At 49.1% G+C, this 14,642-nt stretch carries 11 protein-coding genes; 5 read left to right on the plus strand and 6 right to left on the minus strand.

Going from position 1 to position 14,642, the window contains the following annotated elements:
* Positions 1-38 precede the first annotated feature (38 nt).
* From AWQ24_RS00845 to AWQ24_RS00865, 5 genes are all read right to left on the minus strand, one after another.
* Positions 39-3,269 (minus strand): PAS domain-containing protein, encoded by a 3,231-nt coding sequence (locus tag AWQ24_RS00845; protein ID WP_157096812.1) that lies wholly within the window; start codon positions 3,267-3,269, stop codon positions 39-41.
* 347 nt (positions 3,270-3,616) lie between these two features.
* Positions 3,617-5,017 (minus strand): glycosyltransferase family 4 protein, encoded by a 1,401-nt coding sequence (locus tag AWQ24_RS00850; protein WP_065715744.1) that lies wholly within the window; start codon positions 5,015-5,017, stop codon positions 3,617-3,619.
* Positions 5,018-5,251: 234 nt separating this feature from the next.
* Positions 5,252-6,271, minus strand: a complete 1,020-nt coding sequence (locus AWQ24_RS00855; protein ID WP_157096813.1) for a hypothetical protein — start codon at positions 6,269-6,271, stop codon at positions 5,252-5,254.
* Positions 6,272-6,646: 375 nt separating this feature from the next.
* Positions 6,647-8,398, minus strand: coding sequence for a bifunctional UDP-sugar hydrolase/5'-nucleotidase (locus tag AWQ24_RS00860; RefSeq protein ID WP_232318841.1), 1,752 nt, complete (start codon positions 8,396-8,398; stop codon positions 6,647-6,649).
* 275 nt (positions 8,399-8,673) lie between these two features.
* A complete protein-coding gene (locus AWQ24_RS00865) occupies positions 8,674-10,293 on the minus strand; it encodes a mechanosensitive ion channel (RefSeq protein WP_065715747.1) in 1,620 nt (539 codons plus the stop codon).
* A 191-nt stretch (positions 10,294-10,484) separates the two neighbouring features.
* Here AWQ24_RS00865 and AWQ24_RS00870 point away from each other — a divergent pair, with 191 nt between their 5' ends.
* From AWQ24_RS00870 to AWQ24_RS00890, 5 genes are all read left to right on the plus strand, one after another.
* On the plus strand, positions 10,485-10,928 hold the full coding sequence (locus AWQ24_RS00870; RefSeq protein WP_030006713.1) for an SRPBCC family protein: 444 nt from the start codon (positions 10,485-10,487) through the stop codon (positions 10,926-10,928).
* Positions 10,929-10,980: 52 nt separating this feature from the next.
* Complete coding sequence (locus tag AWQ24_RS00875; protein ID WP_012305791.1) at positions 10,981-11,253, plus strand: hypothetical protein; 273 nt, start codon at positions 10,981-10,983, stop codon at positions 11,251-11,253.
* A 104-nt stretch (positions 11,254-11,357) separates the two neighbouring features.
* The gene (locus AWQ24_RS00880; RefSeq protein WP_012305792.1) at positions 11,358-12,026 is read left to right on the plus strand and encodes an energy-coupling factor ABC transporter ATP-binding protein; all 669 of its coding nucleotides are present in this window, start codon (positions 11,358-11,360) and stop codon (positions 12,024-12,026) included.
* A gap of 6 nt (positions 12,027-12,032) precedes the next feature.
* Positions 12,033-12,461 carry a dUTP diphosphatase gene (gene dut, locus AWQ24_RS00885; protein WP_030006710.1) on the plus strand — a complete coding sequence of 143 codons (429 nt, stop codon included), beginning with the start codon at positions 12,033-12,035 and terminating at the stop codon, positions 12,459-12,461.
* 61 nt (positions 12,462-12,522) lie between these two features.
* Positions 12,523-13,371 (plus strand): hypothetical protein, encoded by an 849-nt coding sequence (locus AWQ24_RS00890; protein WP_012305794.1) that lies wholly within the window; start codon positions 12,523-12,525, stop codon positions 13,369-13,371.
* A gap of 188 nt (positions 13,372-13,559) precedes the next feature.
* Here AWQ24_RS00890 and psbA read toward each other — a convergent pair whose 3' ends face one another.
* A complete protein-coding gene (gene psbA, locus AWQ24_RS00895; RefSeq protein ID WP_012307032.1) occupies positions 13,560-14,642 on the minus strand; it encodes a photosystem II q(b) protein in 1,083 nt (360 codons plus the stop codon).

Here is a 14,642-nt window from a genome sequence, read left to right on the forward strand (position 1 = left end):
CCGGGGTGCTTTTTTTGTTTTCTGGGCGAAAAATCAAATTAGCCCGTCGGAGACTGTTCCTGTAACCAGTGATTGAGGGTTTCTCGGAGGGTTTGGGGATTGAGGGGTTTACTGAGGTAGTCGTTCATGCCCGCTGCCAAATACTGCTCTTGGTTGGCTTCTCCTAGGGTGGTGGTGAGTGCAATGATCGGTATCTGCCGGTGGCGATCGCCGCCGCCACCCCGGCGAATATGTTGGCTCGTTTGAAAGCCATTCATCTTGGGCATGAGGCAATCCATCAAAATTAAACGATAGGGCTGATTTTCAGGGGTTGCTTGGAGCATTTGTAGGGCTTCTGTGCCCCCTGGGGCAACATCGACGGAAAAACCAAACTGTTGGCAGAGGCCCCGAATAATAATTTGATTGACGGGGTTATCTTCCACGAGGAGGAGGCGGGCCGAGATTTTTTGGCCCTGTTTGCTTGCACTAGGTTGGGAGCCAGAATCTGGGGGTCTAGCGTTTGGCTGGGCGAAATTTTCACAGAAACGCCGACAAGCCTGCCACAGGGGACGGGATAAAATCGGCTTGACGAGGTGGTGGGTTGCCGTGAGTTGGGGGAAGCTTTGGGGATCGGTGGGACTGTAGGGAAACGTGGTGAGCAGCAGTAACTGGCAGGTTTTTTGGGGGTAAAGCTGTTGGAGATTTTGGGCGAGGGTCAGGGCATCGATCTCCCTCAGGGAATGATCCAAGATCAGGAGGGGCGTTGCGGTGGTGGGGGGCTGGGTTTGCCAAAGGGCGATCGCCTCTTGGCCATTGGCTGCGGCTTGGACAGTGGCGCCCCAGGCTTGGAGCTCATCGCGCAAAATTTCTCGTTGGGTTTGTTGCTCTTCGACGATGAGGATCTCTAATCCCTGCAAGCTATCGGCGGTCATCCGCGACAGTTGAGAACGCCCCGCCCCATACCCTAGGGTGAAGGTAAAACAGCTCCCCTCCCCTGGGGTACTAACCACTTCAATGGTGCCCCCCATCACTTGACAAAGACGCTGGGTAATCGCCAAACCGAGACCCGTGCCACCATAACGCCGGGTGGTTCCTGCTTCTAACTGGGTAAAAGGCTCGAAAAGATCGTTCAATTTCTCAGCGGCGATGCCAATGCCAGTATCCGTCACTGAGCAGGTAAAATCGAGGCGATCGCCAACCCGCTCCGTTTGACAGCGAATCATCACCTCCCCTTGGTTGGTAAATTTAATGGCATTGCTTACCAGATTCGTCAGGATTTGTCGTAAACGCCCAGGATCCCCTTGGATAGAACCGTGCCGCAAACCCCGTAAATCAAAAATGAGATTGAGACCTTTCTCCTGGGCCGCAAACGTCATCAACTTGGCAAAATTTTCAAAAAATTGATGGAGATCAAAATCCACCGTTTCTAGTTGCAGCTTACCGGCTTCCATCTTCGAGAAGTCCAAAATATCGTTCAGCAAGATCAGTAAAGATTCGGCGCTAGAAAGGGCGATGCGGGCGTGTTCTTGCTGTTCTGTGGTGAGCTCTTCGCTATAGAGCAATAAATTGAGCATTCCGATAATGCCATTCATGGGCGTCCGAATTTCGTGGCTCATGGTGGCTAAAAACATACTTTTGGCATGGGCGGCCGCTTCTGCTGCTTCTTTGGCATCAATCAACGCCTGCTCCGCCTGTTTGCGATCGCCAATGTCACTATGGGTACCAATAATCCGCAGGGGTTCCCCTGACGGCGTCCATTCGATCACCTTGCCCCGGTCTAAAATCCACTTGTAGGAACCATCTCTGCACCGCACCCGATGTTCACTGCGATAGGTTTCTGTCTGGCCATCAAGGTGAGCCTGGATGGCTTGATAAGTCATTGCCAAATCATCTGGGTGGACACGACTTTCCCATTCCATCAGGGTGTCACCAATTTCCGCCTCGCCGTAGCCCAACATCGCTTTCCACTGCCGCGAGAAAAAGACATGATTTGTTTGGGCATTCCAATCCCAGACCCCATCCCCAGAACCCTCTAGGGCAAATTGCCAACGGAGTTCACTTTCCCGGAGAGCCTGTTCTGCCAAGACCCGCTCCGTAATATCGAGGGCAGTTCCAAAAAAACGGATGGTTTTGCCAGAGGCATCTTTTTGACTACTCCCCCTCGCCTCATGGTAGAAAATTTGGCCATTGGTCAGTTGGGCACGGTATTGCACCATATAGCTTTCGCCCGTGCGCATCGCTGTTTCAACGCAGCGTTTGAGGCGTTCCTGGTCATCGGGGTGGATTAAGGCCCAATGTTCATCGTAGGTGGGTGGCCCCTGGGCCATATTTAAACCAAACATCCGCAACAATTCCGGTGACCAGGAGAGATGACCAGTGGCTAGATCGACTTCCCAGCTGCCAATGTGGGCGAGGCGTTGGGCTTCCTGGAGGGAGGCTTCACTGCGTTTGAGGCGTTCTTCAAAGCGTTTGTAGGGAGTCAAATCAATGTGGGAGCCAATGATACGCAGCGGCTGACCTTGTGCATCCCATTCGATGACCTTACCAGAACAAAGCACCCAGACAGTGGAGCCATCTCGGTGACGATAACGGACTTCGTTGCAGAAGGGCATTTCGCCGTGGCTAGCAATGTGCTGTTGCAGGTTGTGGTTAACTTTCTGGAGATCTTCGGGAAAAATCAGTTTTTGCCAGGATTCTGGGCGGTTAGGCAGTTCGTGATCTGCATAGCCAAACATCCGCTTAAAACTGGGGCTGAGATACTCGATATTGTTGATACAATCCCAGTCCCAATAGCCAGCAAAGGCATTTTCAAGAATTTCTTCAAAAAATTTCAGTTCATGGTGACTGTATTCCGGTGCTGCGGCTGGTTCTGGGTCGAGGTGTTGGCGTAATTCGGCGAGGCGATCGCCAGGCAAGATTCCCACTGGTTTCCCTTGCTCATCTACAAGGGCCAGCCAAGCAAGCTGCTGCTCGGCGAAGTATTGACATAATGATTCGATTTGGTCGAGGGCGGCCACGGGATAGGTCGGGGCGGGCCGTTGCATAATCTCTGCGGCGGTGGCCGTTTGGGGATTTTCCCCCTGGGCGATCGCCCGTAAAATATCCCCAGGAGAAACGGTGCCAAGGAGCTGTTCGTTAGCCATAACCAGCACACCAACAAGCTGAGGATCGGCACAAAGGCGATCGCTCAATGCGATGAGAGATAGATCAGGCGAAACAATAACCGGTTGATGCAGCAAACTGGCGATAATTTCAGGTGTTGAAAACCGAAGCGGACGTGCTGCTGACATGGCACACAGGCGAAACAATAGCGGCGATGGTGAGCCACAAAAACAAACTTTTGTATGTTAATTCTTTGGGGGCTACCTTTTATAATATCAAGCGATGTTTCTTATGGCTTCGTTTATGGAAAAGAAACAAATATTTTTTGATTTGAAATTAAAAAAAATAACTTCACAATGTAAAAAAGACGCCTCCAGTTTCTGTGGTAATTGATAGTAACTCTCAACTCAGTTACAGTCTAAAAATGTCAACAAGCAGATCCAGCTGATATTAAATTGCTATGAATTTTTTCCATCTTGAAATGCATTAATTATTTTTTAAGTTTCAGTTAGATTATCAGTGCTGAGATCGTGGACTATTGGACAATTAGATAACCGTCACGATACCAAGTTTCAAGCTGTGTGGGGGAAATGCCGCTGGCGATCGCCTCTTTTTGGGTAAACCCTTCAGGATATTCACTGAGCAAAGTTTGCAGTGTGGGAATGGTTTGGTGTTTGGCGAAAAAATCATGGTAAATGCCCCCTTCCCAGAGGTAACACCACGATGGCAAACGGTAGCAGGTCTTTTCAGTGATTGGGGTATAGCGATAGGCGAGGGGGTCACGACATTTTGCATTTAAAATCGCTTGGGCATAGCCTTCGAGTTGGCTTTGTACGCCGTAATTTTCATGGAGATAGGCAAGGGTTTCGGGGGAAGTTTTGCGTTTTTCTATAATAATTTGCGCGGCGATCGCCGCCGCTGTTTTCGCATCCCCAAAATGGACTTTATCAATTAAATGATCAGGCAACAATTCCCGATGGGTCGAGACACGGGACACAATCGCTGGGGTTCCACAACCCAAGGATTCATAGGGGGAATTACCAAAAGATTCAACAAAATTACCCAAGCCAAAGGTGACTGCACCCAAACTGTAATATTGCGGCATTAACGACTGGGGAATCCATTCATGAAAAATGAAATTTTGCGTTAAATTGCGGGTTTTAATTTCCGTTTCCATCTCCCGATAAAAAGCTGCCACCTCTGGCGAAAGGCCCACTTCTAACCAGCGGGGAACCAACACTTTTAAATTTTTAATGCCGTATTTATGAACAAGTAAATCGGCGACGGCGATTGTTTGAGGTAAACCCTTGCTGGGTTCAGGACGGTGGGGATGAATCACAATCGTATCTTTTACCGGGTCAACAGGCACAATCGCCAAAATTTCTTTAGGGGTTGTGGGCTTAAAAATATCCCAATCAATGCCCGTTGAAACGACTAATAGCCGCTCATTTAATTCCGGCAAAAATCGCCCCATCGTCTCCGCATAAAAACGCCGCGAATATTCCGACACCGCAATCAGGCGATCGCCCTGAAACAAAAATCCCCCAAGGATCGTTTCCGGATAGACGTTATCCCGCAGGGCTACCACCGTCGGAATGTGCTGGTAAGCATAGGGAAAGAGAAATTCGCCGTCGTGCATATAAAAGCGATCCGCCCCATCGAGGTGGGCTGCCACATCCTGCATCATGTTTGCAATATCGTAGGCGGGGATGGCGTAGGGCTGTGGAAAGGGTTGATGGAACCGCAAAATCGGTTTAACCAGCACATTGTCATGCCAGCGAAATTCAACGCAACTATCGGCACAACGGGTCGAAAGAATCACCACCTCATGCCCCATTTCCCCCAGATACACCGAAATATTTTTAATCTGTTTCGGTGCGCCCCCCAGCACGCGATCGCCAAACAGGGGATTAATCGAGAACATGACAATTTTCATCGGTGGCAAGGGGCAATAAACAGCAAAAAAATATCACCTATTTAACGGGAACCAGGTGAAGTTTAGTTTAAGGTTTCACTAGGAAATAGCATCACTGCATTGCTGAGCTCTGTATCTTGATCCTCACGTGACTTAGAAGATACAAGCCCATACTAAGTAAATCCGTTTGATGCCGATTTAGCAGCGTTAAAATTATCTAAGGTATGCTCGTTCTCCGATTGGGAGATCATCGCTTTACGGAACCTTATGTACGGAAAACTCGAACCAGTCGCGGCTGCCAAGTACCACAGATATATTTCGTGCTGCTGCTATGTAGTAAAGATCTCCATCAATGACTTGTAGGCTACAGCCGAATCGACAACTTGGTCGCATTAAAAAAGATTCAAATTGGGTTCGTCCTAGATTTATGCCTGCTCTCGCATCCCTCGGAAAAACATCTGAAGCTCTAAAATCAAAGATGTCCACTTCCACAATTTCAGGGCGTTGATAAGTGCTTCTACTAATTACACCTGGTCGGCCTCGCGGATCCCTATCTCTGTTTCTCGGATCGCTTGTAGTTAGAGTGTCAGTGACCAGGCGGACGGTCGGGACACTTCTAACGTCACTATCTAAAAGAATTTCATGCAGAACAATATAATCGATTTCTCCTTGGTTAAACATACTCGCTAAAACCAATCGATCAGTTTGCTGGATCAGGCTCATACCAGACGACGATGACCAAACATTATCAAAAGTCTTAATTAGTCGCCATTTACAACCTGGTTGATCTAAATCATCGCACTTTACCGATTTGAAAGACCGTGGCACCCATGGATCAAGATTCTCTTGACCAGGAGATGAATATATTTCACGTTCAGCGCGGTAAATTTCCAATTGTGAAGGTGCATATTCAGCTACATCTGACCGAACGAGAAAAATACCATGATCACCAAACTTCGTAATCCCTACCGAATTAGTTTTCTTTTCGATGCGGAGATCTGGTAATTCTTTTAATTGATTATTGGCTAAATTGTATACGCGAATATTGCCTATCCCTCTTTTATCGTCGTTATCTGTAGCAACGATATAATTCCCATGGGCTTGCAAAATACTGGGGTGGTAATAATCAAAGATACATTCGGTCTTCCAGGTAAGATTTTTGGCATCCATGCCTTCCGACCAGGGCGTCGAATAGGCGATCGTGCCGCAGGCTTGACTGTTTTCACCTCTATTCTCTAGTGAATGGCTGATCACAATCCGGCGATCGCCGGTCATAGTGATGCCTTGAACATGATCACTCCATCCTCGCTGATCGTTAAACCGGTCGTAAAAGCCCTGAATTTCCGTAGTATAAGTTGTAGAACGATCTGACCACCTCCTATTAGGGCCTGAATTCGACAAGAGGTCGAGCACACTTCTGTTAAGGGTTGAGTCTTCAGCATGTGCTACACTCTGCAGAAATGTTCCGAAAACAATGATTTGACAAGCAAACAATAGCAACTTCAGGGTGCGCATTTTCTCGACCTAACTATGTTCTTTTATCATGTTATCTGTGATTTTAGAGCGGGTTATAAGGGTTTATAAAAAGAGACAAGGAAAAAGGAAAGTATTGCCTGTTATTGAGTAGATCTTGATGTATGCCAAGAATTATTAAATATCGTCAATCCGTAAGCGTCCATCCCGAACAACCCCGCCCGCTTTCGTCACGCCGCCATAGGTTTTAATGTGGGTGATCAAAGCTTCCCGCAGCAGCAATTCCGTATCTTTGCTGGGCAAGACATCAAGATTAAACAGGGCAATATCCAGATGCTTTTGGCTAAATTTAGCTTCCCAGTGGCAGGCAGGTTGCCGGATAAAACTATGGGTCACAAAGGTAAAAGTATGCGCCAGTTGATCTTTTAACAGGATGCCCCGCACCACAATATCCGTTGCCTGGGCTACGACGCGATTTTCACCGAGCTGAATTTTGTAGCGAATTTGCCCGCTAAATTGCACAAAACCCCGTTCTAGGTGGGCTTCACCGTAACGATTTGCCCGCCGTGCATTGTCCTGCAACAAATCCCAAAGTTGTGCCCCTGTGATTTGAAACAAACGCAACGTATCGGCGTGGGGCATCACCGCAAACCAATCGCCATAGACCAACGTTGCTGGGGGTAAACCTGCGCATAACACCGCCGCATCGGTCAGGGCAAAATCTACTTCATAACCGTTTTTCTGTGCCTGTGCCACCATGCCCGCTGTGATGAAATTGGCAAAGGCGGATTCATGGCTGGCAAAATCATTTAAAACCGCATCGGTTTCCAAATCGGGGTGATCGGCGACCATGCCCAAGGGGTGATTCAGTTTTTGGTGTAGGGAGGTAATGATCGGGGCAATCTGGGTTTGCTCAAAGGTTGGCTCAACAGGCAGATCGGCAGTCACAGACAGTTTGGCATTGGTCACGGTGGCGGGCTGCTGCTCATCTCTCAGAGTAATGGTCACTTCCCCTAAAAAACGCCCTAAAGTTCCCGCCTGCACAATGGGAATACCGTTGACGATGTTTTCTTGATTCAGACAGGTTTCATTCAAAATGTGGTGGGTATGTCCGCCGATAATCAAATCCACTGCGCCAGAGGGTAAATGTTCCGCCAGTTGGCGATCGCCGTAATCTTCCACTGTGGCGCTGGTCGAGTGCAAATCATAGCCTAGATGACTGAGAATAATCAGCACATGGCAATAGGGACGCAACACAGGTAAAAGATTTTTGACAACTTGCACCGGATCGACAAAGGTTAAATGGCGCGCATCGGAACCCTTCATTTGCGCCGAGGTGGTTAAGCCGATAATGCCGACCCGTACCCCCTTCACATCCAGTAATGCCGCCGGATAAACGACCTTTTTTAGCTGGGCTGGCGGTAACAGATTCGCCGACAACACCGGAAAATCCCCCGACCGTTGAATCATTTTGGCGAGGGCATGGGTGCCTAAATCGAGATCGTGATTCCCCAAAGCGGCGGCATCGACCCCCAAGGTTTGATATAGATCGTAGGCATGGTTGCATTCAGAAACCAGCGCATCAAAGGGGGTTCCCACCATGTCATCCCCCGCCGAAAGGAGTAACACCCCAGCTTGGGGATTGTTGGCATACTTGCGTTGTTGCTGGTGGTAACGGGAGACAAGCCGCGAAAAAACAGGGATATTTCCCTCTGGGGCAAGGTGGGCGATTCGTCCATGTAGATCATTAAAATGCAAAATTTTTAACCGAAAGGGGGTCACAATCGGCAGGTCAGCGGCGCGGGGGATTTGGTAGCGACTGGAAATATTCGGGTCAACGTCAATCGCGGTAATGGGCTGGGTGGCATCGCCAATAAACAAAAACCGCGATCGCCCCTGATTTTTCGCCAGATAGGGAGCGGCGACCAAACGTAGCGGATTGGGGACAAATGCAGATTCTGATCGGGCAGAAGGCTTTGGGACTGGAAGATTTGGCTGGCTGTTCACAGGACTTCCCAAAAGGATGACGGCACAGGGAGAGGCGATCGCCACAATGACGAAACGTAGTTTCTATGGGAAGCGTGGCACAGTTGTTTAATCGGCGCGTTAAGGTTCCGTTAGTGGGCTGTAAAGTTCTGCCAAAGTGACCGAAAAAAAAGACATGGCCGCAACCATGTCCAGATTAATTACGTTTTTAAGGGCATTTAGTCGTTTTTCATCGAATCAAGCCAATTTCTCACCTGTTCTGCGGCGATATCTTTACCACCCAGACCAAAAGCAATGGCGATCGCCACAGCAATCCCACCGACCAGCAGTCCAAAGGCCAAATTCACGATATTTGTCGCAATGCCCATTTGTTCCAGCGCCATCGCGCCCACGAGGACGAGAATGATAATCCGCGCCGCTTGACCGAGGATCTTCGACTGCCTAGAGCCAGAGGCAGCCAGGGCTTTGTAGGAAATGTTGGAGAAATACAAACCCAACGCAAAGATCAAAAGGGCGACTAACACCTGTCCGGCGATCGCCAAAATGACCCCCACAACGCTGGTGAGAGCTTCAATTTGCAGCACATCAACGGCAGTCAGCGCCGCCACCAACATAATGACCACCAGGGAAATCGTCCCCATCACCTGGGAAGGGGTTTTACCCGGTTTCGCGGTTTCGCCCTCGCCTTCCCTCGGAGCAGCACTAACCATTCCGTCTAGGCCGAGCCAAGTTAAGACATTATCAAAGCCAAAACCCGTCAGCACATTACTCACAAACTCAGACACATATTCACCCACCACATAGGCAAAGGTGAGAATAATCGCAGCGGCGAGAAGCTTGGGCAAGAGCATCAACACCTGATCCAACATGGCGATCGCCGGGAACGAAATCGCCTCAATCTGGGCCACTTCTAAGGCAGAAATCGCCACAGGGATCAAGATCAAAATATAGGCAATGGTACCGAGCACCCAAGACAAAGACTGTCGCCCAGCACTACTAGACAGACCAAATTTTTCACCAATTTGATCTACGCCCGTTGCCTTCAGGAGGTTGGTCACCAAACGGCGCACCACCTGGGCAATGAACCAACCCACAACCCCAATCAGGGCCGCCGCAAAGAGATCCGGCAGGATTAGCAATACTTCATCCACGACATCCCGTAGGGGCGCGAGGGTGTTTTCTAGGCCCAGGGTTTCGAGGATCGGCGTAAGGAAAAAGAAGAAAATAAACCAATACAGCGCATTGCCGATGGTTTCACTGATATTCGTGGTCTGGGATTGCGGTGCCGTTTCTGCTTCTGTCGCCTCGGTCTCAGCGCTAGTGTCCGCCGGATTAAGGCGCTCATCTAGGCGAAAGGTATTTAGGCCTTTGACCACAATTAATTTGGCAATGGTGGCCACCAACCAAGCAACCCCTAACCACAAACCCGCCGCAAACAGTTGGGGCAAGAAGTTTGTGACTTGACTAAGCAGTTCATTCAGTGGTGTGTAAACCCCGTCAAGCTGGAGGGTTTCTAAAACAGCCACCACCGTAAAGAGAATGACGAACCAATAAACGATATTCGCCGCCCAAACTTCAATGGGCAGATCACTTTTGCCGTCGTGACCGGTGATCCAAGCAGCAATTTTATTATCGACATCGGTTTTATTCAGCAACCCTTTGACGATGGCTTTCACCACCAGGGCAACGATCCAACCGATGATTAAGATGGCGATCGCCTTAATGATATTGGCGACATCTTCCCCGACGAGGGTTTGTAGAGACTCCGGTAATTGGAGTGCTAAAACAGCATAGGGGTCACCCACAGGAGGCCCCAAGGTATTGATTAAAGGTGACATTGTTTCAGAATTAAAATCAAATAACTACATCGCTAATCACGGCCATAATGGGCGTTTTTGCGCTAATTTACGGCAAGACGTTGCCTCTTCCACCCTACAAAGATCCTCCGGATTTTTCACCCGCAAAAAGGATAAATTCGCTATATTTCTTTTCATAACTTTGGGAAAATCCACCTTTAGATAGAATTTTGATGGAAATTTTTGAGCAATCAATTCAAGTGCGGGCCAGTGCCACCTGTGTTGAGCAGTGTTTTACGGATCTAGAAACCATGCACCGCTGGTTAAATCCCCTGCTGCGGTGTGAACCCCTCGGCGATCGCTGGAGCACAGCCCTCGAAAGTCAAAGTCGCTTTTGGTTAAAAATTCCCTTGGTTAACCTGGTGTTGAATAATCGCGTCGTAGAACGGGAACCGGGGTTAATTGTCTGGCAATTCACGGGCTTTTTCCGGGGGCGAGACCGTTGGGAATGCATCCCCAATGCCACAGGAACCCAGTTGGTAAACCGCTTTCAGTTTGAAATTCCCAATCCTTTGGTGCGTTGGGGCTTTAAAACCTTTGCCGCCCGCTGGACAAAGAAAGATATGCAGGCCCAACTGCGACGGATCAAGGCGATCGCCGAAGCGACCCAACCGTGACCCCCCAAACCGTTTAAGATAAATAACTAGGAAAAATAACCCGTAAACCTGCATGTATAGTCTGGATTTGACCCTCAAATATAGCCCGATCCCCGTTTCTGTCCAACGTAAAGAAGCTGATGCGGCCCAAGCACTCTATCAATCTGTCCTTGAGGCGATGAAAGGCGACTACGCCACCCTCCTCGAACTCACCTGCGAAAAGGATGAGGATAAAAAAATCGCCCTCCTCAGTGATCAAATTAGTGCCGTTGTCCTCAACAAGAAAAGTGGTGCAGCCGCTGGCGGACGGGTACCAGGCTTTTTTGCGACCCAAGCGGCAGAATAACAAAGGTCTCCGGCCTCAACCCACGGGGGGCGATCGCGGCCCTCTTTTTTGTTACGTTTACTGTGTCGTTGTGATTATGGCCCCCAGTGACCACTCCCAAAGCCATGTCTAGTTCTGCCATTGCCGTCGAAAACCTAAATTTCAGTTGGCAACCGGACAAAAAAATCCTCAGTCACTGCAATCTAGCCGTCCCCCAGGGAGAATTTTGGATGCTCTTGGGCACCAATGGCAGTGGCAAATCGACTCTGTTACGGATTCTGGCGGGACTCCTAACGGCCGATTCGGGTACCGTTGAATTGATCCAACCCGTCGGCTTTGTCTTTCAAAACCCAGATCACCAGTTGGTCATGCCTACCGTGGGCGCAGATGTCGCCTTTGGCCTGGTTTCTGAACGCTTACCAACCCCCACCATCCAACAGCGGGTGGCCGAAGCCTTGGGAGCAGTGGGTTTAGGTAATTTGGCCCGTCGGCCGATCTATGCCCTCAGTGGTGGCCAAAAACAACGGGTCGCCATTGCCGGGGCGATCGCCAGACATTGTGAAGTGCTGCTCCTCGATGAACCCACGGCCCTCTTGGATGGTGATACCCAACTCGATCTCGTCAAACAAGTGCAACATCTGGTTAAAAGTCGGGGGATGACGGCCCTCTGGGTGACCCATCGCCTCGATGAATTAGACTTTTGTGATGGGGCCTTCCTGTTGGAAAATGGCCGAGTCGTTGACCAAGGCGATCCCCAAACCCTCAAACATCGTTTACAAACCACCACTGTCTAGCTTTCTATGCACCTCCGCCTCCTCAAGCTCCACCCCAACGCGATTATTCCCAAGTATCAACACGATGGGGATTCTGGTGTTGACCTCCATGCCATTGAACCCGTGGCGATCGCCCCCCACAAAACCGCCTTGATCAAAACGGGCCTCGCGGCGGAAATTCCCATTGGCACCGAACTTCAAATTCGTCCCCGCAGTGGTTTGGCCCTCAAACAAAGCGTCACCGTTCTCAATAGCCCTGGCACCATCGACGCCAACTATCGCGGCGAAATCGGCGTGATTTTAATCAACCATAGCGATACAGTTTTTGAGGTCAAAGCCGGGATGCGCATTGCCCAAATGGTGATGGTTCCCGTGATGCATTTGGATATTACGGTGGTTGACAAAGTCAGCGACACAAGCCGAGGTACGGGCGGGTTCGGCTCTACGGGCACTTAAATCCAAAGTGCCTTACGCTAAATTGGAAGAAAGGTAACTACGGTAGGCAACATTTGCGGCTATGGACTTTTCTTTTTTTTGGGGCTTAGGGTTAGGGGGAATTGGCCTGTTTTTTACGATGCGCACCGTCCAAAAGCAGGAAATTTTAAAGCTCAAAAAAAACTTTGCCACCCAACAGGAAGCCTACGAATCCCAGCTCCAGCTCCAGGCGGAAAACTACAGTTTAGAAATGGCGAATCAAGCCCAGGACTTTCAACAGGCGATCGCCGATCTTGAACAACGCATTGCCAGCCAAACTCAAATTAAAGAACGTCTCGAGCAAAAGCTACAACGGGAAAAAGAATTAAGCCTCGCTAGCCAAAAGAAACTCCGTGAAAATAACCGCGACATTGACGAAATTCTTGAATCTTTAGAACAATCCCAACAGGATGTCCTGCACCACAAAGAAGCAGAAATCAGCCAACTGAAAGCCCAATTACAAGAATATGCAGTTGACTTAGAACAACAAAAAGTTGATTTATTTAATCTCCAACAGCAGTCAGCTTCCCAACAAAAGACCCAAGGCGATCGCCTCAACGCAGAACAAATACAAACCCTTGTGGGTACTCTACTACCAGAAATCACCCTTCTGCGGGACTCTCTAAATGTATTAGTAGACCAGCCCGAAAACCTCGTCGCCCTCATCAAAGCCCTGAAAGATATTCTTGAAGGCCAAGCCTACGCCGCCAAAAAAGTCCGCGCCACTGACAACAAATGGACAGAATGCCGGGTGCCCCATATCAATTTGATGCGCCTTTATTATCAAAAATGTAAAAAAACATCAGGCTATCAAGTATTAATTTCACCCAAGAAAAATCAAAAAAGCCAAGATCAAGATTACGAATGGCTAAAAAATCAAAGTAGTTGTTAATGATTGACCAAAAATATATTTTTTCAACTGCGATTGCGATACTAACAATCCGAAATTTTCCCAAAAAAAAGCAAGCAAGCAGAAGCCCCCACCATCTCTGGTAGGGGCCTTCGCCAATCATTACTTATTCAGTTTTACTGTCAAAGCAATCATCTTTTCTCAACTAAGCCCGAAGACTCAAACAGTTATTAACCGTTGATTGCAGGTGCTTGCAGAGCCACAGGTGCTTGCTCGCCAGCTGCTAAGTCTAAGGGGAAGTTGTGAGCGTTACGCTCGTGCATTACTTCAAAACCGAGGTTCGCACGGTTCAGAATGTCCGCCCAGGTGTTGATTACACGACCTTGAGAGTCAAGGATGGACTGGTTGAAGTTGAAACCGTTCAGGTTGAATGCCATGGTAGATACACCAAGAGCAGTGAACCAGATACCGACTACAGGCCATGCACCCAAGAAGAAGTGCAAGGAACGGCTGTTGTTGAAAGATGCATATTGGAAGATCAAACGACCGAAGTAGCCGTGGGCTGCAACGATGTTGTAAGTTTCTTCCTCTTGACCGAACTTGTAACCGTAGTTCTGAGATTCGGTTTCAGTGGTCTCACGTACCAAAGAAGAGGTTACGAGAGAACCGTGCATTGCGGAGAACAAAGAACCACCGAATACACCAGCCACACCAAGCATGTGGAAGGGGTGCATCAGGATGTTGTGCTCTGCCTGGAATACGATCATGAAGTTGAACGTACCAGAAATACCCAAAGGCATACCATCAGAGAAGGAACCTTGACCGATGGGGTAGATGAGGAATACTGCAGTTGCTGCTGCTACGGGAGCAGAGAACGCAACACAGATCCAGGGACGCATACCAAGGCGGTAAGAAAGTTCCCACTCACGACCCATGTAGCAGAAAACACCAATGAGGAAGTGGAAAATTACCAACTGGTAAGGGCCACCGTTGTACAACCACTCATCTAAGGAAGCAGCTTCCCAGATGGGGTAGAAGTGGAGACCAATTGCGTTAGAAGAAGGTACAACTGCGCCAGAGACGATGTTGTTACCGTAAAGAAGAGAACCTGCGACGGGCTCACGGATACCGTCGATGTCAACGGGGGGAGCTGCGATGAACGCAATGATGAAGCAGGTAGTAGCAGTGAGAAGGGTAGGAATCATCAGGACGCCGAACCAACCGACATAGATGCGGTTCTCGGTGCTGGTGATCCACTGACAGAACTTCTCCCACAAGGAAGCGCTTCCGCGCTGTTGTAGTGTAGTAGTCAT

It is taken from the genome of Picosynechococcus sp. PCC 8807 (assembly GCF_001693295.1).
In the GTDB taxonomy this organism is placed as follows: domain Bacteria; phylum Cyanobacteriota; class Cyanobacteriia; order Cyanobacteriales; family MRBY01; genus MRBY01.